Annotated in this window: 20 protein-coding genes; 14 read left to right on the forward strand and 6 right to left on the reverse strand. The window is 57.7% G+C overall.

The window, feature by feature from the left end:
• Nucleotides 1-731: 731 nt before the first annotated feature.
• The 5 genes from ACYZTX_RS29325 (at nucleotide 732) to ACYZTX_RS29345 (ending at nucleotide 5542) form a co-directional block, all read left to right on the forward strand.
• Nucleotides 732-1598, forward strand: coding sequence for a winged helix-turn-helix domain-containing protein (locus ACYZTX_RS29325; RefSeq protein ID WP_462036937.1), 867 nt, complete (start codon nucleotides 732-734; stop codon nucleotides 1596-1598).
• Nucleotides 1595-2062 carry a hypothetical protein gene (locus ACYZTX_RS29330; protein WP_462036939.1) on the forward strand — a complete coding sequence of 156 codons (468 nt, stop codon included), beginning with the start codon at nucleotides 1595-1597 and terminating at the stop codon, nucleotides 2060-2062. Before ACYZTX_RS29325 ends, ACYZTX_RS29330 begins: the two co-directional genes overlap by 4 nt.
• Before the next feature lie 126 nt (nucleotides 2063-2188).
• On the forward strand, nucleotides 2189-2368 hold the full coding sequence (locus ACYZTX_RS29335) for a carbon storage regulator (protein WP_462036940.1): 180 nt from the start codon (nucleotides 2189-2191) through the stop codon (nucleotides 2366-2368).
• A gap of 431 nt (nucleotides 2369-2799) precedes the next feature.
• Nucleotides 2800-3873, forward strand: a complete 1074-nt coding sequence (locus ACYZTX_RS29340) for an EAL domain-containing protein (protein ID WP_462036941.1) — start codon at nucleotides 2800-2802, stop codon at nucleotides 3871-3873.
• Between the two features lie 325 nt (nucleotides 3874-4198).
• Nucleotides 4199-5542 carry an MATE family efflux transporter gene (locus ACYZTX_RS29345; RefSeq protein ID WP_462036942.1) on the forward strand — a complete coding sequence of 448 codons (1344 nt, stop codon included), beginning with the start codon at nucleotides 4199-4201 and terminating at the stop codon, nucleotides 5540-5542.
• Nucleotides 5543-5615: 73 nt separating this feature from the next.
• Here ACYZTX_RS29345 and ACYZTX_RS29350 read toward each other — a convergent pair whose 3' ends face one another.
• Nucleotides 5616-6251, reverse strand: a complete 636-nt coding sequence (locus ACYZTX_RS29350) for an HAD-IB family phosphatase (protein ID WP_462037130.1) — start codon at nucleotides 6249-6251, stop codon at nucleotides 5616-5618.
• A 1190-nt stretch (nucleotides 6252-7441) separates the two neighbouring features.
• Here ACYZTX_RS29350 and ACYZTX_RS29355 point away from each other — a divergent pair.
• Nucleotides 7442-7972, forward strand: a complete 531-nt coding sequence (locus ACYZTX_RS29355; protein WP_462036943.1) for a YbjN domain-containing protein — start codon at nucleotides 7442-7444, stop codon at nucleotides 7970-7972.
• Between the two features lie 392 nt (nucleotides 7973-8364).
• A complete protein-coding gene (locus tag ACYZTX_RS29360) occupies nucleotides 8365-8589 on the forward strand; it encodes a hypothetical protein (protein WP_462036944.1) in 225 nt (74 codons plus the stop codon).
• Nucleotides 8590-9270: 681 nt separating this feature from the next.
• Here the strand turns inward: ACYZTX_RS29360 and ACYZTX_RS29365 are convergent.
• From ACYZTX_RS29365 to ACYZTX_RS29380, 4 genes are read right to left on the reverse strand one after another with little or no spacing between them, the layout of a single operon-like run.
• Nucleotides 9271-9540, reverse strand: coding sequence for an EscE/YscE/SsaE family type III secretion system needle protein co-chaperone (locus tag ACYZTX_RS29365; protein WP_462036945.1), 270 nt, complete (start codon nucleotides 9538-9540; stop codon nucleotides 9271-9273).
• Between the two features lie 24 nt (nucleotides 9541-9564).
• Nucleotides 9565-10773: a type III secretion system inner membrane ring subunit SctD gene (gene sctD / locus ACYZTX_RS29370; protein ID WP_462036946.1), complete on the reverse strand. Its 1209-nt coding sequence runs from the start codon at nucleotides 10771-10773 to the stop codon at nucleotides 9565-9567.
• Complete coding sequence (locus ACYZTX_RS29375) at nucleotides 10773-12272, reverse strand: EscC/YscC/HrcC family type III secretion system outer membrane ring protein (RefSeq protein WP_462036947.1); 1500 nt, start codon at nucleotides 12270-12272, stop codon at nucleotides 10773-10775. Before ACYZTX_RS29375 ends, sctD begins: the two co-directional genes overlap by 1 nt.
• Nucleotides 12269-12664, reverse strand: coding sequence for a hypothetical protein (locus ACYZTX_RS29380; RefSeq protein ID WP_462036948.1), 396 nt, complete (start codon nucleotides 12662-12664; stop codon nucleotides 12269-12271). Before ACYZTX_RS29380 ends, ACYZTX_RS29375 begins: the two co-directional genes overlap by 4 nt.
• A 148-nt stretch (nucleotides 12665-12812) precedes the next feature.
• Between ACYZTX_RS29380 and ACYZTX_RS29385 the strand changes: the two genes are divergently transcribed.
• Entirely contained in the window at nucleotides 12813-13463 is a 651-nt protein-coding gene (locus tag ACYZTX_RS29385) for a two component system response regulator (RefSeq protein ID WP_462036949.1), read from the forward strand.
• Here ACYZTX_RS29385 and ACYZTX_RS29390 read toward each other — a convergent pair.
• Nucleotides 13460-16222: a two component system sensor kinase gene (locus tag ACYZTX_RS29390; protein ID WP_462036950.1), complete on the reverse strand. Its 2763-nt coding sequence runs from the start codon at nucleotides 16220-16222 to the stop codon at nucleotides 13460-13462. The genes ACYZTX_RS29385 and ACYZTX_RS29390 overlap by 4 nt on opposite strands.
• Before the next feature lie 191 nt (nucleotides 16223-16413).
• Between ACYZTX_RS29390 and ACYZTX_RS29395 the strand changes: the two genes are divergently transcribed.
• Genes ACYZTX_RS29395 through sctQ form a run of 6 tightly spaced genes read left to right on the forward strand, consistent with a single transcriptional unit; the run spans nucleotide 16414 to nucleotide 21933 of the window.
• Nucleotides 16414-16782 (forward strand): hypothetical protein, encoded by a 369-nt coding sequence (locus ACYZTX_RS29395; RefSeq protein ID WP_462036951.1) that lies wholly within the window; start codon nucleotides 16414-16416, stop codon nucleotides 16780-16782.
• A complete protein-coding gene (locus tag ACYZTX_RS29400) occupies nucleotides 16779-18833 on the forward strand; it encodes an EscV/YscV/HrcV family type III secretion system export apparatus protein (RefSeq protein WP_462036952.1) in 2055 nt (684 codons plus the stop codon). The genes ACYZTX_RS29395 and ACYZTX_RS29400 overlap by 4 nt, the downstream gene beginning before the upstream one ends.
• Nucleotide 18834: 1 nt before the next feature.
• Nucleotides 18835-20175, forward strand: coding sequence for a type III secretion system ATPase SctN (gene sctN, locus ACYZTX_RS29405; RefSeq protein ID WP_462036953.1), 1341 nt, complete (start codon nucleotides 18835-18837; stop codon nucleotides 20173-20175).
• Nucleotides 20154-20537 carry a hypothetical protein gene (locus ACYZTX_RS29410; protein ID WP_462036954.1) on the forward strand — a complete coding sequence of 128 codons (384 nt, stop codon included), beginning with the start codon at nucleotides 20154-20156 and terminating at the stop codon, nucleotides 20535-20537. The genes sctN and ACYZTX_RS29410 overlap by 22 nt, the downstream gene beginning before the upstream one ends.
• 15 nt (nucleotides 20538-20552) lie before the next feature.
• A complete protein-coding gene (locus ACYZTX_RS29415; protein ID WP_462036955.1) occupies nucleotides 20553-20996 on the forward strand; it encodes a hypothetical protein in 444 nt (147 codons plus the stop codon).
• Entirely contained in the window at nucleotides 20974-21933 is a 960-nt protein-coding gene (sctQ, locus tag ACYZTX_RS29420; protein WP_462036956.1) for a type III secretion system cytoplasmic ring protein SctQ, read from the forward strand. The genes ACYZTX_RS29415 and sctQ overlap by 23 nt, the downstream gene beginning before the upstream one ends.
• The last annotated feature ends 646 nt before the right edge of the window (nucleotides 21934-22579 follow it).

The raw sequence follows: 22579 nt of genomic DNA on the forward strand, positions 1-22579 counted from the left end.
GTCGACCAGCCAATCTGAACTATGATGGCGTCAAGCATGATCATTAAAGGTGAAACAAAGTGAGGGAATTACACGATGGTGACTAAGAACGCTCCATAAAGAAAAGGCCGTCAGAAGTGCAGCTCCGCCTGAATGAGTCGAGGCGTCACTGCCCCAAGGCTGGCGGTCGCTACATAATACTCCCGCGTTTAATCGAGAAGAGGAGGCCTTAACAATGCAATGGCCCCGACACCTATCCAACGGCTCCCCAATGCCAGCACGTTGCAACGGGGCGCAACCTGGTGAACTCGCCACATGGATTCCACCGACACTTACTTTGCGGATCTCGCGCGCCTGCACCACTAAAGGCTGTTGTGCTAAAAACCCAAAAGCCTTGCTACTTAAGTGGTGTATAGCGGCATGCAGAAACCGGCATTGATGAGGTGAAAATTCGAGCTTACAGTCACGCTTTAAAGGCGTACGCAACACGCTTAAGGAACGTTGGCACTGCACACTGGCAGAGATTAGCGTGGATGAAACTAGGTAGCACTTGGGCATTTAAAGCAGCCACCCGGAATTCACTCCGAGTTACAAAAGCCTGCTTTCATCGCGCCTGGAAAGACCCTAGGCTGCTGCGCGACCGCATGGCGCGATCATTGACGCGACGGTTGATGTGTAAAAACTCTTGGCTGCGTGTTGCCGATAACTGCTGACCTGGTAGCAAATTAAAAGCGTTCAAGAGGCATACGAAAATGCTAACCGATGACAACGTCACATCTTCTACAAACGATCTTAATACGCTCAACTATTTCATAACTTTCCTCGAGGGACAGCAACACGCCCGCTTCACCCCCGCCAAGCATCAAATTATCATTCACGATGGATCCTCAATCAAGAGTATTGAGCTTAGCTATACCTCCAGCCGAATTCTGGAATTGTTGATACTCAAGGCGGACGTGATTGTCAGCCGAGAAGAGATATTTTCATTCGCCTGGCCGCGACGTGTGGTGGGCCAGAACAGCCTCAATCAAGCCATTTCCAACATACGCGAGCTGTTTCACGACGATGACCACCGGGCCATTATCCAAACGTTCCCCCGGCGGGGCTACCGATTCAACTCGGCTTTTCTGAGCAGCGACCACGAGCCAACTTTCTTTGTTGATATGAAAGACAGCCACTCAGCGCCCCATGGCCACGCGCCCATCGAGTCGCCCCAAGCATTCCCAGCCAAACCAAGAGCGCCGACGACCAGGTCGGTTGTCAATTATATGCTAGCAGCGCTTTTGGTCGTTCTCATAGCCACCTTTGTCTGGCGCTTCGATTGGCCGCTGTTCGAACAGTCCGGCCTTTCGGTCATTGAGGAAACCACGGGCGACCTGACCACCGTTTATGCCTCCGAAAGCGAAGATGAACTGATCCAGATAAAAACAGATCTCCACGCCGTGCATGAACGCCTGAAGAAAATGATCACACGACCGCAAACAGTGATCTTTAACCGCATGCACAGCTTTTATGAAATCACCTGCATCGACAGTGGGACCAATGTTAAATTCTTAACCGTCCATCGAAAGCAAGTAAGCGCTCTGACAAACGAGCAACTTAAGGGGTGCATGCAATGAACCGTATCGCGTTTGATGCAAGAACTGCCCTCATTTCAGTCATCGTATTGATGATCATCTTACATACCATCTATACAGCACTGTCGCAACAACCGGTTTTCCAAGGCATCTATTTCGCCTCCGGCACCATTCTCTCGAGCAACGGAACCGAGTTTCCCGCCAATTTACGATTGCAGTCTCACGGCCGACAACTTCACCAGTTCGAAGAGATCAACCAGGAAAGCCGCAAATACACATTGAAGCGCATCAGCAGCCTCGCCGGCAGCGGCCGATTTATTATCGAAAAAAACGAAGTCACTCAGAAATACACCCTGCCCATTGACCGAGATATTTCGTTCAATCAAACTTTTCTTTCGACCGCCTTATCGGAACTTACCTTGTATAAACTCGACACCACAGGCAGCAGCCTGTGCTTTTATGTCAAGGAATTGAGTGCTGTTCGTTGTTTCGGGCCCGAGCCTTAAACCGGCGAGTCATGACTAGGCGCAGACAGCCGCTTACCCACAAAAACCCCTTTTTCATAGTTTTTGTCTTGGGTCGCCTCTTCGATTCAGTCACGATCCTTTGACATTAATCAAAGGATGATGACGATGATTGAGCTAGAATTTAAGATAGGTCAAGCTGTTATATTGAATGACGTAGTGGAAGTGAGGGTGCTAAACATACAGCGCGGCTACATCAAGTTAGGGCTCACGGCACCCAAAAGTGTTAATATTGTCCGGACAGAACTGCCTCGGCAAAATCAGCGCTACGCACCGAAGGCGCCTTAACCTTTCACTTATAAGATGAGTTACCTGCGACAAGGGCTATCGCACCTTGTCGCCTCTTCTCCCCTATCGACTATGAAAATGTTTAACGCGCACTGTCAATGTCTCGCTCGACGGTTCCCGACAGGTCAGACTTCAACTTAAAACGCCCCACGTTTAAGTCCCGCGAGAGCGGGCCATTGTCACGTTCACATGGGGTTCGCTCGAACAGCGTAGATGAGAACCCCTCAGCATTCAGATTGTTGTGAATTTTGATAAATTCATGCTTATTGATCTTACGATGCAACCCCTAACCCTATACTCGTTCGTGCGGGAAACCGCACCTCGTATGTTTTAAAGCGCTTCCTCATTAAGATGATGGGGGACAACAAATTCCGTGCCTCAGCGCCCTCTAAAAGTGCAGCGGCTCATTGACATGACAAGGGGGAACTTACATGAAATGTAATGCACCTGCCGCCACCCCGCCGATTCGTGCCCGGCGAGCATTTTTCTCTTTAATTCCTTTAGCTCGGATGACTCGCAGTCAACAAAAGTTCAAAGCATTGGCGATGAGGCTGCGGCTTTTAACCGCTAATTCAGTGGCCTTGCTGGCGCAATATTCTGCACTGTCAAAGTTTGCCCCGTTGATAAAGGCAGTCGCGACGCCTCCACATCCAATACATCGAACCTTTTCCATTTCCCCGCTGGGCTGGTTCACAAGAAAAATTGTTGTCTCGTATTACAAGTATCTCTCCACGACAATTTCTGATTTTCTCAATGCACTCGACCGCAACGAAATCACGGTGCACTACCAACCGATTGTGGATATGCAGTCGGGAGGATGGCTAGGCGCAGAAGCGTTATTACGTTGGCCAGCCAAAGGCTCAACCTTTAGTCCGGAAGCGATCGTTGCCGAGTTGGAGCGGGTGGGCCTTATCCAAGACGTGACACGCTGGGTATGCCGGCGGGTCATTGAAGAATATTCGCAGACCCTTTGGGCATGCGATGAGCTTTACATCACGATCAACCTTTCGGCCGCCGATGTCATGGACCCCACATTTCCGGATTTTATCCAGCACCTTTTGGACACCCACAAGCTCCCGGCGTCACGGTTTGCCTTTGAAGTCACCGAGCGTGTGGCCTTAGACCGCGAGCGAGCCGTCGTTCAGTTAAACCGTCTGCGCGCTCGGGGCCATCGAATTGTGTTGGATGATTTTGGTACCGGTTATTCCAGCTTGGCCTACCTGGATCAATTGCAGGTCGACATGATTAAATTTGACAAGTCCTTCACCTTGCGCAGCGAAAGCTTTACCTCGAACATTATCTTGTCCCACCTGCTGCAGATGGCCAAGAAACTGGACATCGACGTCGTAGTTGAGGGGATTGAAACCACACATCAAGCGGGGCGGGTCAGCGCACTGGGTGCAGAGAAGGCACAAGGCTGGCTCTATTCCAAGGAGCTATCGGCCCAGGCACTAGTCAGGGCATATTTTTCCCTACCGCATCCGAGCATGCAAGGCGTCGTTTAGCCCTTATGAGTCCTGCTCTATTGCAGCTGGTCGTGCCAAGGCCGACTATGCGACAGCGCCACTTGAGTTGAGTGAGGGCGGCACAAGCTAAAACCGCCTGGTTAGCGTCGGCCCCCTCCCGAGCTGTTCTCGCCTGCCTCTGACTTGCCCTTGCCCCGCATGGCTTGGGACTTTCGCCCTCAGTCAAAACGTGGCTTGAACGATCAAACTTATTGTGATCACGAGGGCGTTTAGCACGGCCGGCACTGGCCTGATCAACCTGATGCCGCGCCACTTTCAGCCTTACCCGTGACGGTCAGGCTTTTTCCCCTTGCAGGTAGGCCCCATGTCTGAAGCAAATATCCCCCTCTGCTCCGAGACCATTAGAACTAGCTACTGGCGATATGCATGGCCCACGGTGTTTGCCATGCTGGTCAGCGGCTTCTACCAGATTGTGGACGGGATTTTTATTGGTCACTTTGTCGGTGTGGAAGGATTAGCTGCAGTCAACACCGCCTGGCCCTGGGTTGGGCTCATGGCGGGTGTAGGTCTGATGATTGGTATGGGCGCCGGCATTCATTGCTCGATCGCGCAAGGTGAAGGCAACCCGCGCAAAGCCCAGCAGTTCATTTCCCAAGGCCTAGGAGCCCTCATCGTGCTGGGCCTAGTGGTCGGTTCGCTGATCATTATGTTCGGTGACCACTTGTTGCAGGCCCAAGGTGTGGAGGACAGCGTATTGCGCCACGGGCGTGACTATTTGCGTGTATTTGGCTGGTGTTCACCGCTGATCATGGCGAGCCTGGCACTGCCCATCCTCGTCCGAAACCTCGGCGCGCCGCTGCTGGCAACTCTCATGATGCTCGCGGGGGCTGTCACTAATGTCCTGCTCGATTATGTCTTTATCGCCGTGATGGGCTGGGGGCTGGAGGGAGCGGCGTGGGCTACGGTGATCGGTGAGTCACTGTCAGTGATCATCGGCACGATTTATTTGTTCTCCAAGCGCAGCCCATTGCCATTACAAAGCGCCCACATTTGGACCAGGCCACAAACGACTCTGTTGCGCGCCATCATGGTGAGCGGTTTTTCCAGCTTGCTGATGTACCTTTATGCCAGCGTCGCCGTTTTATTGCACAACGTTGCGCTCATGCGTTACGGCAACACGGTTCATGTGGCCGCGTATGCTGTCAGCGGCTACGTCATGACCGTCTATTACCTGCTCGCCGAAGGTCTTGCCACCGGTATGCAGCCGATCGTGAGTTATTTCCACGGCGCGGGCCTCAGGGCGCCGATCAGACAAACATTCTTTTTGGCGCTGCGCTGGATCCTCGGCAGTGGCTTGGTGTTCGTTGCCCTGATCTTCCTCGCCCCACAGGTCTGGGCGAGAATTTTTATCAGCGCCGAGGACGCGACGTTGACCGCGGCAACGGTGCAGGCGCTGCAACTGCACCTGTTTGCGTTGTTCATCGATGGCGGGCTGGTATTGGCTGCCGCTTACTTCCAGGCAGTCAATGATAATAAAAGGGCCATCGCCATTACGCTCTTGAATATGCTGATCCAGGTTCCAGCGCTGCTGTTGCTGGCTCCATGGCTTGGGGTAACGGGTGTGTTTCTCGCTTTGCCCGTCTCAACGATTATCCTGGGCGCGGGTATCTTCCTGCTGCTCAAGCGACAATTGGCTACCTCTCCTTAACGTTAAAAACGACAGCGTGGCTGACACGCCCTAGGCCCCACGGTGTGCACGAAAGGCTGGCCCGCGAGCGCGGTCACCAGACCTGCCAGCGCGGATGAAAGGGCCGCCAATGAGGATCTTGCGCCCTTAACAACAAGGCGTTGTCGCCAGGAGAGTCGCCCCACACTCGCAAGCGCATTTGCCGCAGAGGCCCATAGACCTCTTCGAGACGAAGTACTTTGTTTTCGCCACGACAATTGTCACCGACGATTCGGCCGGTCAGCAAACCATCCACAGTCTCAAGCTCGGTACCAATCAACTGGACCCCCAAGCGATCGGCGAAGCTACGCAGTACCAAAGATGGCGAGGCGGAGCAGAGGGTGACGACCGCCCCCGATTGAATTTCGGCGGCGACTGCGCTCAAGCCTGCCGGGCGCATCAACCTGCCCCACCAGGCCTGGCTGAACTGGGCTGCTGTTTGCCCAAGCCATTGAGCGTCGACGCCTGTCAAAAAGGTTTGCACCAGTCGTGCCTTGAGCTCATCGCGCGAATAACGCCCCAAGACAAATCCTAGGCTTGGCAGAACCAGCTTGAGCATATGTCGACACGCTGTTTGCGTGCCGAAAGCAAAAATCAGAAAGGGCAAAAAACTATCGTGCCACGTGAGGGTGCCGTCAAAATCAAAAACAGACAGTACCGCTGGGGGCGGGATAACCTTGTCAGGTTTCATGAGCAACAGCGAGACACTGTCTGCGTCGCGGTTCCTGCCAGGCGCTGCGCTCGTCGCGCGAGGGCCTGACACCAGATCAGGCGCACCGGAGTGTTTTTTGTCCAATCGAGGTTCCAAGGTTTGCTCCATAAAATGACGGCGGCGGCCTGCTCTGAGGCTAAGACCACACGGTAATCTCGATGAAGGTCGTCGCGCAGGGCCAAATACGTGGCCTCGGCCCAAGCGTTCAGTCGCCAGCCATACCCTTTGGCATGGCTAGCCGAACACGCTTGCTTCCTTACCTGGCGCTTGCGTCGCACGGCAACACAACCGTGGCGGGATAATGATTAATAAGTTCTACGCCATGAACGCGTATGGCATGTCCGGTGATGATGGAGTCGACCTTGAGCCAGTACCGATTAATACGCCTCTTGGGATTTTTCAAGATTTTCGGGTATTTATCACGCTTGGCAAACCACCAAGGCACAAATTCTATGGGCGTCGCTGGGCAGTCAGGCGATTGCCAAGCGAATGCCGTAATTAAACAGCCTATTATTCCAATAGGCTTGAATTTCACGCACTGAAAAATCATCAACGCTGTGTTTTTCACGAGCCTAGACAATGAAGCCCCGCCGCAAGGCGTGGTTCTTTGAGATGTGCTGCAGCAAGCGTCAAGCGTGCGTCATACGCCAGCGCTTGCAGCTCAACACGACGCAACAAAAGTCGCTCTCGGCCATCTCCCGCGACAGGCTAGATCACTGGGCCACACCGCCAGAGATGACGTCGATGCGCGATACTAAAAAAACAAGTTAACGCATGATATCGCGCAGCCAATTGCCTCGATGAGCGCACAGATCAGACAGTCAGAGTCCGGACCTCCACCCCTGCTTCACTGATCTTATTTTCACAGCCCTGCCGTTCAGCCTCAGCGCGTTTAATGCGCCATAGATCAAGCCCCATTTTTTTGCGCACCGACGTGCCCGGTGAATGTTTCAAGAGTACAAAGGCACACTTGTTAAATCCCGGCATAAAACATCAATCGCGATCAAAAACAGTCAAATACCTACTTGCCGATGGGCTCTTTGTTGATAAATGGCGGGCGCACCGCAACACTGGAATTGTTATCGAAAGAAACGGGCTCGTGTGCGCTCGATATAATAGCAGCGTACCCCACGACCTCACTTACTCGAATAAAAAGGAATTCAACACATATGGCTAATAACGGATTGATTACGCAAGTAACCCCGGAGAATCTGACAGAGGTTTTGCAAACTGCCGGCTACCGGGTTAATCAAAGTGAACAGAACGGCGTTATACAGTTGCTCAGCGCGAGCCAGGGCATCGGCTATGCCGTGCGCTTTGGCAACCGGGCCACCGAATCAGATGCCTACGTCGACTTCACTTACAGTTGCGCCTTACGAATTCAAGGTGTGCTGCCTGCAGGCATTACCGAGCTTTGGAATGCGACCCGCCGCTTTGCCCGCTTGTCGGTGCAAAGTGACTTTCTGGTGATGGACCTGGATGTCACGGTCGGCGCCGGGGTCAGCCCTGAGCATCTGCACAGCAACTTGAGCTTGTGGGATCGTCTCCTGCAAGAGTTCATCGTTTACCTGCGCGATTACAGTCAACAGGCGGCGAACTTGGCGTCAGCTGCCGCTACGTCTGAGACAACATCTGATCCGAAGCCTGAAACGCCGCGAGCGGAGAAATCCAAAGAGAGCGCCGGAAAAGCAACACGCTGATCCACAACCCATGCAGGATGTTTACGCGCGCAGCCTCGTCTGCTCCCGCGGTAACGTCCTGCTGCACCTGAAGAAGATCAGTCTTGCGAAGCCGGCGTGCTGCGTGCGTTCTTCAGCGAATGGGTGTCTGGCGAGTAACCAACGGGAAAGGAAACTATCGCCATGACAGCGAGAACGCAGACTTAGCCACTGACCGCACAGCGGCAGCCGTCGAGCGTGGAAAGGATCCGTTGGTCTAGATCGATAAGAGACACGTGGTATCAACCCAGATCACGTACGAGGTTTGCGCAGGCTCCTTATTCATCGGCCACGGCGCAGGACGCGACCAGTTAACGCAAAGACGGAGCTTTGACGAGTCATCAGCCCGCTGCACACTGCATAGGATTTTGATCATGATTGACCCCAGTAAAAAATTGCGTCACTTGGCTAGTTGGTACGAACGGTTAAGTAATACCTTCCTCATCGTAAGCCTGGACGCTTGGCACCGCGAGTTACGCCAGGAGCTCCACCAACTGATTGCCCAAGGCCTGATCGATGCCGACGAAGCAAAGGAAATGCGCGAGTTGGCTGACGCGGCTTATCGCGCTGAACGCCAAAGCAGCGTTGCCTCAAAGTGAGCGCAAAGCCCCCCCCGCCATCGCTGCGAACTCAAGCCCTGCCATGAGCGAGATTAAGACCACTCTCGATACGGGCGAAGCTTTAATCCCAAAAGAGGAACGTAAAGGCTTGCCTGCGGTTCAACGTTCACCACCGATCAAAATCCTCGTTCAAGGGCGGCGAACGTATTACGTGGAAACCTGGAAGCGCCTCTGCGTTTGGCTAGGCAACATTCTTAAAAAGATCTTGCGCGGGCAGGGGTGGTCGTCGAGGCCAAAATAACCCTGTTTAATGAACCCTGGCCCCCTTCTCCCCGCGCTGATTTACCACGCCCCGAGCCATGTTTGGCCGATATGGCCAGATGAGCACGCCTGTAAGCGAAGCAGAAGGCCATACGGAGTATGGCGTTATACGCCAGTCATGCTCTGATCCTGCGCGGTCGGAGACCCTGTGCACGTCGGGAAGTCCTTCGCACAGGTACTGCGAGATCTCAGCGGTGCCCGGCGCGCAAGCGCCGGGCGGAGCAAGGCCAAAAGCCGTAACCCTGCTGTCTACGTCGCTGAGAAGTCGGATACGTCCGTAGTCCCTGAGAAGCCATCGAACAAAGGGCCAAGCCCCGCGGAGATAGTGGAGGAAAGGGACGTAGCCGAGGGGAATACCAACGCCCCCCCCCCCCCCCACGCCCGGGACACTGAACCGGATCAGTTGCGCGTCGATGGACTTGAAGGTGCGCCCCCCTTCATCCCTCCCGGAAAATGATACCGCTGCCACAACACCTCAATCGTGGCACTGGCACTGACGCACGCCTCCAGGCATTGCCCCAGCGCCCTGAAAGCTTCGGGCGGCTGGGGCATACGCAGCTGTTCGCTCAATTGCGCTTGTGTGTGCGCCAGCTTGCCCAATAACTGATCACGCATGCCCCCCTGCGCATCCGCGTACAGGGCGTCCTCCAAGTGGGTGATGCGGGTCATACGGTCTCCTGATCGTTGGAAAAATCACAGCTCAAGCGGCACGGAAATCAATTCCTGCCCTTTGAGCAACACCACGGTTGAGCGGCTGAGGGCATAGACCTTGTAGCCGCTGGGCAGGACACTGCCCTGCTGCAGGCGCATGCCGTTGGCCAGCTGAAGGTACAGTGACTTGAGGTTGCCTCCCACACCGACAATGCCGGAGGGCAGGTACGTGACAGCCAGCGCACCGGCCGGCAGATTCTGGAAAACCGCCAGCAACCGTGGCGCTTGGCGGTTAAACGTCTCGAGCACCTGCACCACCGTCTCCCGGCGCGCGGGCTCCAGTTGGCCACTGACACGCAGCGCGCCGTCGACGATACGGATACTCAAACCCTCCAGCGCAGCATGCTCAGTCAAACGCGTGTGTAACTCATTGAACAAGTGCTCATGGTCATTGACCACCCGCCAGCCTCCCAGGGCCTGAATCAACTTGAGCTGCTGGGTGGTGCGTTGCCAGAGCGCATCGGCAACGATGTTACCCGAAATCATCACCCGGTCCGGCGCCTCATCGCTCTCGACCATGACATCCGCATAACCGTTAAACGCGAGCACCGCGCGCACGCTGTCCAGCACAGTGTCGGCGCACACACTTTCGTCGTACAAGTGCATGCCTCGATCACGTATTTGCACCCTGAGCGCTTCGACGCTGGAGGAAGCAAGACAAAGGCCGGTGAGCGTCAGCCCGCCCTGCTCATCGCGCTGCAGCGTCATACCGGCCAAATCGGGGCTTTTCAGTTGCGCCGCCAACCAATCTTGCGCCGTCGCCGGCGGCACGTCGGGCGCGGGTTGCCAAAACAGCCCTGCGACGGCCAAGGCAGCAAGGATGAGGCCCGCTGTCCCCCAAACAGGGCCGGCGACGGGCATCGGCCGCAAGCCTTGGCGCAGCGGTACCTCCAGAGACGACAACGGCTCACCCCAGCGTGCCAGGACGAAGGCCTGTCCAGCCACGTCAATCACCATACCCAGCGGCAAGGACTGCTGCAGATCCCACGGTGCACCGTCCACCCAGGTCGGCGTAGGCGTCAGCAGGCTCACCGCCGACCCATCGATCCTCAGAATCGCCTGGGCATCCTGTTCCAGGGACAGCGCAATGTCCGGGTCATGGCCGCCCAAGCGCAACTCTCCGTCGGGCAGTGCCAGTTCGCGTCCCGCCAATAGCCCGTTAAGCCACTTAAGTTGGTAATTGCATTCCATCAGGAACTACCAGACTGGTGCCAAGGATCCGCCTTGATCAGAAACAACCGGACGGCCTGACGCTTGGTGTTCTGCTTCGTCTGGAACATGCGGCCGAGCAACGGAATATCCCCCAGCAGCGGAATCTTGCGCACGCTCTCGCTCTCCTCATCCTGAACAAACCCTCCCAGCAACAAGGCTTGCCCGGCCTTGAGCAAGGCATGTGTGGAGATTTCCGAATTCAGGGTTTGCGGTAACGGCTCTGCCTGGCTGATGGGGCTTGTTTGCCGGCCGTCCTGAATAATCAGCGCCAACATGATTTCCTGGCGATCCGCCTCGCCAACGACCCGCGGGGTGACCCTCAACAGCGATCCTGTCGAAATGGACTCAAGCTTGGCCACATTTTCGGCCACAAGCTTAGTGTAAAAAGTGATGTTGCGATCCAGGACGGCCTGCATGTTGTTGAGCGTGACCACAGAGGGGCGGGATAACACCCGCGCCTTGGCGTTTTGCTCAAGCGCACTGAGCCGCAGCATGAAGTTGCCGGTGTTGGAGATTACCGTGGAAAAGTTGCCCGCTCCCAATTCGCTACCGGTGTTGAAACTCACCCCTGCGCCGCCGAGATTCGCCGCGCCTGACCAGTCCACCCCCAATGCCCCCAGATCCTGGGAATTGACATCAATGATGGTGACCGAGATTTCGACCAGTTGGGGCTTTTGATCCAGTTGAGCGATCAGCGTTGGGTACAACCCCAGGTTGAGCTTTCGGTCACGCACCAACACCGCATTCTGGCGCGGTTCGGCCGAGAACGTCGGCTGCACCCGATCCCCGGAGGCCCCACCCCCGTCTTTTTGCGCGAGCGGCAGGGCTTGCCCCCGAGCCATGTCTTTAAGCACCGAGACAATGCCAGGCACCACGACTTGTTGACCGCGATAAGTATAGGCCGTATCTGCCGCCGAGGCGTACTTCAAGGCAAACAGCTCTATGCCTTCCTGATTACGTTCCTGGTCCAGCCTCTGTTGATCCAGCCCCCGCGACAAGCGCGCAACCCGTTCCAGGCAGACCGGGACTCCCTGCACCTCCAGCGCATTGGAGGTGGGTATAGCGCGTACACGACAATAGCGGGGATCGAGCACACCAGTCGATTGCAGTTGGCCGATCAGGGTCTGAGGAGACAGGTAAGCCGGCGTCAGTAACTCCATGCCCACCTCGTCGGTCCTATAAACATGCATCGTCTGCCCGTCGTAGTACCACGCCAACGGATACAGTTGCGCCAGGCGCTCGAGCGCCTGTTCGGGGGACTTTGCATCCAGATGGCCGATAAAGGAGTCGTTGATACTGGGACTCACGATGATGGGCAATCGAAAATTGGCACCCATATCGCGCAAGATATCCGCCAGCTTGGCTCCGCGGGTGTCCAGGAAAAAGTCAGCCCCCCCTCGAGTGGGCATAGTCGTTTTTGCACAGGCCCAGCCGCTGACCAGTATCAAACCTATGAGGATGGCTTTACTTCGGCTCATACCCAAGGCCCCGAAGGCTTGAGGTCGGCGGCCAGTGCCTGTGGTTGGCCCTGCGTGGCAAACCACCTGACGATGACGAGGTGCTGCTGGATGCGGGTGTCCCGTTCGGCCGCAGGCTCTTCCAGCCCATAGCGGCGGATCAGAAACAGGCGTTCGCCTTCCAGCACCAAGCTGTCGTCCAGACTGTCCGGGATCGACGCCAGCCACAGCGTGGTTTGCAACAGCATGGCCTCATCCATCGCAGGCCGTTCAATCGCCAATGCCATACACAGCCCCCGGGGGAACTCCCCACACCAGCCTGGCACGCCGGCCAGCGTGATGCGCCATCGCCCACCCTCACGCTTCACAACATGCAGGGACTCAACGTCCGCCAAGGAAACAGGAAACTTCATAGGATCACAGTAGGAAGAATTCACAGGATAGTGTCAGTTTTCACGCAAAGCTTAATCCGGTAAATACCTGATCCCGCTATCATTTATCTGGCACCACTTGCCCCTCCCGATCGACCTTAATCATCCTTGAAAGCCAGGCTTTTTAACCATGTGGCAACACTCGCCGTCCCAGCACGAAAGAAAACGAATTCTCATTGTCGAAGATCACCAGATACTCATCTACGGACTCAAAAAGCTTCTTTCGACAGTGGCCAACTATCACGTCGTGGGCGCCATCAGCGACGGCCTGGAGGTGTACGGCGCCTGCCTGAAGTTGACACCCGATCTGGTTCTGATCGACCTGGGGCTGCCCGGCATGGACGGTGTCGACATCATCCTCCAACTGAAACGACGTCTTCCCCAGCTGACGATTGTCGTGATCACCGCTGACGCGTCGGAGCACCGGGCCCACAACGCACTGGCGGCCGGGGCACTGGCCTACGTCCTCAAAAAGAGCTCGCAACAGATTTTGTTGGCCGGCTTGCAAACAGCCTTGGCCGGCAAGGTCTATCTGGATCCCAAACTCAACCAGGCACAGGTGACCTGCTCGCCCACCCTGGACGGCCCCAGCAAGTTAACCGTGCGTGAGAACCAGGTGTTGAAGTTGATTGCCGAAGGCGCCCGCAACCGCGACATTGCTGAACAGCTGCGGATTTCGATCAAAACCGTTGAAACGCACCGCTTGAACCTGATGCGCAAACTCGACGCCCATAACGTCGCCGAGCTGGTCAACTGGGCCTGGCGCTTGGGGATTCATTAAGGGTCGACATGGGCGCTCTGCTGAATCAGGCAGCCCAGATTGTGCACATCCTTGTCGCTCGGCCAAGCGCCCTGTTGAATCTGATCTTCATGTTCTTGCGCAAGCTCGGCGACCAGATCAAGCCCGCCCTGCCCCGCACAGCCTTTGAGGGCGTGCAACCACTTCAACAGTTCTTCCCGCTCACCTTGACGGTGCGCGACCACGATATCATCGTAAACGCCTCGCAGGGTCGCGCAGAGCTTGTCATGCAAGACGGTGTCGCTCAGGTCCAATAGCGGCTGCTGCAACTGAAGATTGGGTGCCAGGTCGAGGCCACGCGCCAGCAAGAGGGATACCGTTTGGCCCACCGTTGCCGCCAGTTGCTCAAGACTGACCGGCTTGGCCAGATAGCCATCCATGCCCGCAGCCTTGGCCCGGCCTCGCTCAGCGGGTAGCGCATTGGCGGTCAATGCCCAGATGGGCGTTCCCGGATCGAGCATGTCACTGCCCTCATCGCGCCAGAGCCGGGTCACCTGAAAACCATCCATGTCCGGCATCCGCACATCCATCATTACCAGATCGAACACATGCTCTCGCCCCCAAGCCAAGGCCTCCTGGCCACCGCTGGCACCATGCACCTTATGTCCCAAGACCGTTAACATCTTGCCGACGATATCGCGATTGATCGCGATATCGTCCACGATCAATACTTTCAACGACCAAGGGCAAGGCGCCATCCACGCCACCCCCTCCCGAGGAACCGGCTCTTTCAAAAGAATCGAAGTGAGCTTTTGCCGCAGACGGCCCGGCAAATACGCCAACTCCGGCATATCCAGTGCAGGGCACTCCCCCGCCTGCACGGCAATCCCCCACAGCGACAACTGGGGGTGCAAACTAAGGGGAGCCATCAGGCTTGCCGCAAACTGTGGCGCTGGGCTACCCGGCTCGTCGATCGGCAGCAGCAACGTAAACACCGAGCCTTTCTCTACCTGGCTTTGCAGCCCTATGTCCCCACCCATGAGGCGGGCCAGGCGCGAGGCAATCGCCAGCCCCAGCCCACTGCCGTTGTCATGAACACTCACCTGAGAAAACGGTTTGAAAATGTCGAGCCGCTGTATGTCCGATATCCCCCGACCAGTGTCCCGCACCGTGATCATCAGCATGTCGCCCTGGCGTGCGACTCGCACGCAAACACCACCGACCGAGGTGAACTTCACCGCATTGGCCAGCAGGTTAACCAGAATCTGCTGCACCCGGATGCCGTCCAGACGCATGAATGGCGGCACATCGGCCATCACCAGCACCTGCAATTGCAGGCACTTTTCCTGAGCCCGCAAGTTGACCGTCAATAACGCCTGATCCAGCAGCGACAACAGGTCGGTCTGTTCACAAGACAACTCCAGCTGACCGGCTTCGATACGGGAAAAATCCAGGAGGTTATTGATGATGCTGAGCAAGAACCCCGAGGACTGCAGCGCCGTGGCGATCAATTCCTGCTGCTGCGGCCCAGACAACGCGCCGCGCTCCAGCAGACTCAGGGCACCGACAATACCGTTCAGGGGCGTGCGAATTTCATGGCTGACACTGGTCAAATGCTCGCTTTTACGGTCATTGGCATTTTCGGCCATACGCTTGGCCACGCTCAGTTCGCGGGTTCGCTCACTGACTTTGTCTTCCAGTGTCTGGTGGTAGGCATTGAGATTGGTCAGCAACGCATTGTAAGCCCGCGCGATGCGCCCCAACTCATCCTTGCGCTTTTCCGGTAAGCGGAAACTCAAATCCGTAGACTGTTGCTGACGATGGATGATTGCCACGATGTGACGTAACGGGCCGCCCAGTCGGCGGTGCAGAATTAGCGCAATCAGGACCAGAAGCAGCACTTGGGCCAACAAGGCCCAAGGCGCGGTGAACGCCAACAAGGACAATACTTGCCGCATCGCCAGATCCCGAGGCGCCAGGGCCAGCATCTGCAAATGGGTGTCCTCAAGCACCGTACACGCCACGATGAAGTCGGCGAGGGGCGTCACGTCCGGCCGGCAGCCCGGAACCAGCGCCTGCAAGGCGTTAGCCTCGGCCCCCACGCCTAAATCACTCCATAACACCGTGCCGGCTTCATCGCGCAACAGGTAAGAAAACTCTGACCGATGCTCACCCATCCGGTTGATGTTCAACGCCTGACCGGCCATGACGCCGGAACCTTGATCGAGCGCAGTAACCACGCTGCGCGAGAGGCTGTGCGCATTGAGAAAGGGCTCCTGGAAAGGCACGCCAAAACGCTGGCGGGTCACCGTCTGAGACGCGCGGTCCGCAGTTTCGTGACCCAAGTGATTCGGGCGATAAAAAAACACCCCCTGACCGGGCACCTTCAAGAAGGTGGTCACCGGACTTTGCGGGTCGGCATTGCCAAACACCTCCAGCACCTGTCCCACCGCGGCCACCGTATCGTCGTCCAGCGTCCCCCCCTCAAAGGGCACGAACACCGTTCGGCTGAGCAACTCGCGAGGCGACTTTGACAGCCGAGCACCGCTGAGCAATTCGCTCCAGAGGCGTAACAAGGTATTGACCCGAATCTGCGCCAACTCGTAAAGGCGATGCTCCTCCTGAGACACCCTTTTCAGTTCCCACGCCAGATCATCACGCACCTCGGCTTCGGCCTTTTGGTAACGGTAATAAAAACTGATAGTCTCTGACAGCAGCCAAAACGCACACATCGCTCCCGCGAGCGTCAAGATGACCTTGCGAGTCAAGGAAACCTGCCAAAATTTATGTATGCGAATCACGCTCTCACCCCATCGCGCTACAACCCCCTGCAAATTACCTCACCCGAGGCCCCGCCATACATCAGGTCATCACCCGATGGCTCCCGCCGCATCGATGCTGGATGATTGAAACCACCCTTGGCGTCACCCTCGCCGCCTACCCTGAGCATCGGTGCGCACCTGCACCGATAGGCTTGCAAAACGAGAATACGATGGACCTACAAACGCAACGCAGCCTTGAGGAGTTCTTGCGCCTAGCAGACCTTTCTCCGTGCCGCGTCGACGCGCGTATGGAATTCTCCCAGCCCCCCCTTCGACTGTATATCGAGTACCTGCAAGGGCGCATTCTGCTGTCGCTGGCTCGCCAGATCGACCCCTGCCAGCGGATCAGCTCGCTAAAAACCCTGTTGCGCCGCTGCCAGCCAGCCTGTAGCCGCGGCGTGCCGCTGCGTGCTTACCTGCTCAATGACTACCAACTGCTCAGTTGTGCGCCTGCACCGGGCAGCGACGTCAATCAATGGCTGGACTGCCTGAACGTGATGCGTCGACTCTTGGCACTTCACGTCGCAGAGCAGCCTTGAAACGGCTTAACACATGGCTGGCGGTGGCCGCCGGGCGCCAGGACATTGTCCTGGCAATCCTCCTGCTACTCGCCGTGTTCATGATGATCGTGCCCTTGCCCACAGGCCTGGTCGATTTGCTGATTGCCATCAACCTGACCATTTCGGTCGTGCTGTTGATGATGGCCCTGTACATCCACGAGCCGCTGGAGTTCTCGACCTTCCCGGCAGTGCTGCTGATCACCACCTTGTTCCGCCTGGCACTGACCATCAGCACCACGCGCCTGATCCTGCTCCAGGCCGACGCAGGCGACATCGTCTATACCTTTGGTAACTTTGCGGTGGGCGGCAACCTCGGCGTTGGTCTGATCGTGTTTACCATCATCACCATCGTGCAGTTTATCGTCATCACCAAGGGTTCTGAGCGCGTGGCCGAGGTGGGTGCGCGCTTTTCCCTGGATGCGATGCCGGGCAAACAGATGAGCATTGACGGCGACATGCGCGCCGGCATCATCGATGCCAATGAAGCCCGCCGCCAACGCGGCCTGGTGCAGAAGGAAAGCCAGCTGTACGGCGCGATGGATGGCGCGATGAAGTTCGTCAAAGGCGACGCGATCGCCGGCATCATCATCATTTTGGTCAATATTTTGGGTGGCACGGCAGTAGGCGTCTTCATTCACGGGATGAGCGCCGGTACCGCGATGTCGACCTACGCCCTGTTGTCCATCGGCGACGGGCTGGTCAGCCAGATTCCGGCGCTGCTGATTGCCATCACCGCCGGCATCATTGTCACCCGCGTCCCGGGCGAGCAACGCTTGAACCTGGCCTCGGACCTGAGCGAGCAAATCACTCGCCAACCCCAGGCCCTGGCCTTGGCGGCCGGGGTGCTGGTGATTTTCGCGCTGATACCAGGGTTTCCCATCCTCTACTTTTTGACCTTGGCCGGGGTGGTCTATGCTACGTCGTGGTGGGCGAAAAAGCGCCGGGGGCACGCCGGCCACACCGCAAAGCAAGCAGGATTTAATTCGCAGGGCGCGCCTCACGCTGGCGACTCGCCTCAGACCATGAACCCAGGTGCGCTGCCGCTGATGGCGCGCCTGGCCAGTGACCTGATGCACGCCGGACCGCTTGAGGCGATGTTCAGTCAGCTACGCCAGGGGAAGTTCGAGCAACTGGGGATCCCCCTGCCCGAGATTCACCTGCAGCTAGACTCCACGCTTGCGCCAGGCACACTGCAGGTGTTGCTCTATCAGGAACCTGTGCTAACACTGACCATCCCCGACCGCCTGCTGCTGGCCGATGCGCAGTCCCAGCCACTGGCGCAAGCCCTCAAGAGTGAACGCCTGCCCTTTGGCGGGCACACGCTGCAATGGATCGAGCCGCAGCACAGTGAGACGCTCACCGCGCTCGGGGTGACCGTGCATCGGGATCAGGCACGCATGAGCCACTGCCTATCACTGGTAATTGACCGCTTTGCTGCCGAGTTCATCGGCGTGCAGGAAACGCGCTTTCTCATGGATTCGATGGAAAACACCTACGCCGAACTGGTCAAGGAAGCGCAGCGCCAACTGCCGATTGGAAAGATCTCCGACGTGTTGCAGCGCCTGGTTGCAGAAGGCGTGTCGATTCGCGACCTGCGCAGCATCCTTGAAGCCTTGATCGAATGGGCCCCCCGGGAAAAAGACCCGATCATGCTCACCGAATACGCGCGCGTCGCCTTGCGTCGTCATATCGCGACCCGCTACCGCGCCGGCCAGCCCTGGATCAGTGGCTGGATGATTGGTGACCGCATTGAACAGCTGATCCGCGAATCGATCCGTCAGACCGCCGCAGGGTCGTATTCGACCCTCGAAGCCACACAAAACCAGGCGATTATCGCAGGCATCCGCGAGCACATCGGCGACAGTGATACACGGCGCGCGGTATTGATCACTGCCATCGACGTGCGCCGCTTCGTGCGCAAGATCATCGAGCGCGAATACGCCGCCCTGCCGGTGCTGTCCTTCCAGGAACTGGGCGACGAAGTCGAACTGCGCGTGCTGGGCAACATCGACCTGATTGAGCGGACCTGACATGAAACTGCCCAGCCTTCACCACGTGCTTAGTCTGCTGGACCAACAGCCGGACTTTACGGCCGCCCTGCCGCTGCGCCCCGACACCGGTGAACAGGTCAACGGACGCATCACCGAAGTCGGCTCCACGCTGTTGCGCGCCGCGCTGCCCGGGGTGGGCCTGCATGAGCTGTGTCGCCTGGAGCCCTCCGGCATCGAGGCGCAAGTTGTGTCTCTACAAGGCCACTACGCCCTGCTGTCGCCGTTCAGCGAACCGCGGGGCGTCACCACGGGCAGCCACGTACACGCTCTGGGCAAACCCCACGAGATCGCACTCGGTCTCTTCCTCCTTGGGACGGTCATCGATGGCCTGGGTCGCGCCCTGGATGGTCGTCAGGCGCCACCGGATCATGTGCGCCGCGGTGTGGAACGCAGCGCCCCGCCACCTCTTTCCCGACCGATCATTGATACCCCGCTGCCCTTGGGCGTGCGGGCCATCGACGGCTTGCTGACCTGCGGCGTGGGCCAGCGCCTGGGTATCTTCGCCGCCGCCGGCGGAGGCAAGACAAGCCTGCTGGGTATGATCTGCGATGGAAGCCTCGCCGACGTCATCGTTCTAGCGCTGATCGGCGAGCGGGGTCGCGAAGTTCGCGAGTTTCTGGAGCACACCCTATCCCCGGCCGCCCGGCAACGCACCGTCGTGATCGTCTCGACCTCCGACCGTCCAGCCCTTGAGCGCTACAAAGCCGCTGACACCGCAACCACAGTCGCCGAGTATTTTCGCGATCAGGGCAAATCGGTGTTGCTCATGATGGATTCATTGACACGCTTTGCCCGCGCCGCCCGGGAAATCGGCGTGGCGGCGGGCGAGCCCTGTGGGCCTGGGGGTTATCCCGCCAGCTTTTTCGCCCACTTACCCAAGCTGCTTGAGCGCGCCGGCCAATCGAGCACCGGCAGCATCACCGGAATCTATACCGTACTGGTCGAGGGCGATGACCTGAACGAGCCCGTGGCCGATGAGGTGCGCTCAATTCTTGACGGGCACATCGTGCTGTCACGCGCGCTCGCCGAAGCCAACCACTACCCGGCCATTGACATTGGTGCCAGCGTCAGCCGGGTCATGGGCCAGATCGTGGAGGGCGAGCATCGCCAGCTCGCCGGCAAGCTGCGGCGACTGATGGCCGCCTACAAAGAAATCGAACTGCTGGTCAGGGTTGGAGAGTACCAAAAGGGGCAGGACCCCGAAGCTGACGAAGCCCTCGCACGCCACGAGGCCATTCGTCAGTTCCTGTGCCAGCCCATCACGGAGAAAGTCAGTTTTCAAGGAACGCTAGAGCACCTATGCACAATACTGAAAGCTTAACGCTGGGAAGATTGCTTGGCCTCAAACGGCGACGCGAGCAGAGCCAGCGCACCGCACTGGCGATGCTGGCCCAGCAAGAAAGTGAGCTGCAGACCAGCACCAGCCGCTTGCTCGATCAACGCCGTCACCTGTGGTCGCAATGGCGCGAGCGCAGCAGTGTTTCCGAGGTTCTGGATCCGGGCGCCCTGCGCGACCTGAAAATCGATTTGGCCGATTACAACCAGCACGACCACGTCCTGTCCGAGCGCATTGACATGCTCCAGAGCGAATGCAGCCGTCTGCGGCTCGAGCAGGCAGAACGTCAGTCATTGCTACACAAGCTGCTGATCGAACAAGAAAAACTCAACATGCTTCTGGAGTGACAGATGCCCTGCCTCATGACACTTTCAACCGCCGCCCGACGACCACCGGCCCAGCAGTTCGCAAGAACGCAGGACGATGAGCGTCAACGGCAAGCGTTCCAACAGTGGCTAAAACCCGCGCCGCTGAACGACAGTCCTGCGCCCAGCGAACAAACACCCTCGCAGCGTGCTCATCAGGCCTTGACGCTGGAGCTTGAACCTTACCAAACGCACTTGACCAATCTGGGCCAATTCGCCCAAGCCACCCTGACCCTCAGATTGACCAATGGTCCGCTGGCAGGCCTGGAAATCTGCGCCACCGTCCAGACCAGTACCTTGCACCTGCAAGTGCGCACACCTGACCGAGCGCGTTTCGAGCAAATTGCAGGCTCCTGCCGCGCACTCGAAAGCGAACTGGCGCGACGGTTCAATCGCCCGATCATTCTGGAGGTTCACGATGCCTCTGCCGCGACTGAGTAAAGCGGCCGGCCAGCTGGTACGCGACATCGGCGCGGGCAGAAGGCTGCGCGGCCAGGACTGCACACTGACGCTGCGCTATTGCGCCGGCGCCGGCGAAGGTCTGGTGCTGAGCGCCGAAGCCGAGGGCCATCCCATCAAGCTATGGCTAGCGGCCGATCAGTGGTGTCGGTGGATCAAGCCCCAGCTCCAAGTGCCGGACTGGGGCAGTGTTTGTCCTGAGCTGCATGAGGCGCTAGCCAGCTGGACCTTGGCCTGCGTCGGCGACATCCTGGACTACTGCGGTTTCTCCTGGCCGGCAGGACTCACAATTGAAGCGGCAAGCACCCCCTTCGGCCCTTACGGGTGTCTCGAAATCGAACAGGACGGGCGTCACCTGCAGGCATGGGTTCTGGAGTCGCCGCTGCCCTGGCTTGCCAGCGTTGCGGCTGCGCTTGAGCCCATCGAGGATGGCGAGGTGATCGGCGACCGGGCGATTCCCGTCGCCCTCATCGCCGGCTGGAGCCGGATCGAACAACAGGCCCTTGCGCGCCTGCAGCCCGGCGATGGCCTGCTGTTACACCAGAGCTACCCGACCGACGCCGGCACACTGGGTTTGTTTTTAAACCGTCCGTTGGCCACGGTGGTGGCCAACGACTTTGCCACTTATACCCTTGAGGCCGTGATGGAAGATTTCGACGATTGGCTTGACGCAACGCCCGACGCTTCGACGTCCGCCGCCCTGCTGTGCCCTGACCTGCTGGTAAGCGTTGTCGCCCAAGTGGCCTCGATTGACGTCCCGTTGCATCAACTGGCCAGCCTGCAGATCGGCGAGGTGCTGCAAGGGCCCGCCCGTTTGGAGGACGGGGTTCTGCTCAAGGTGGCGGGCCGCACCATTGCCCACGGCCTGCTGCTGAATATCGAAGGGCGGCTCGCCGTGCGTATCGAACGGTTTGTCTAAGCGGGACTTCAGACTTCGGAAAAAATCGCGTACTACGTTACTTGGCCGGAACAATGCTAGGCGGTCAAGGACTGCGGTTCTCCACGATTCGCAACATTCTCCGCGGCCTCAGAAACGGAAGCCCCTTTCATTCGTTAATGATTTCAGGAGTATGGTCAGGCTGATCCAAGCTAGGCAGAACAAATCAATTCACTGCACCGCGCCAAAGCCATGCCCAGATAAGGCAAAGAGCTCAGGGACTCATTCATGGACGGGGTCTCTTTTCTGTTCGCCCATCTCAAACTCCAAGACTGCTTTAAAACCTTGTCCACCGCAAAAAATGCCTAGGATGGAAACCTGCTCGGCATCAGCGACAAAGGCAATCATGGCAAGCTTGCAATAGTTCGTGATACGCAGACCTGGCCGTAATCGTCCCTCTGGCTCTCTCGGTGTGGGGACGCCGAAAATCTTCGCAATGGGGCGCGATTACGTCGGTAAACGCTGAGCAGTCCGCGGCGAAGCCGCTACGGAAATGTAGCGGCAAAGCGCAGCCAACTGTTCCAGGGCTTTCGGTGCAAACTCGACGATATATGACACTAAGATTTTGCAGTGGCGGTCTGGCGGTCTGTCGATAACCAGCCACGCAGCTGATCGGCGTTCTGAGCTC

The organism is Pseudomonas sp. MDT1-17 (genome assembly GCF_054898105.1).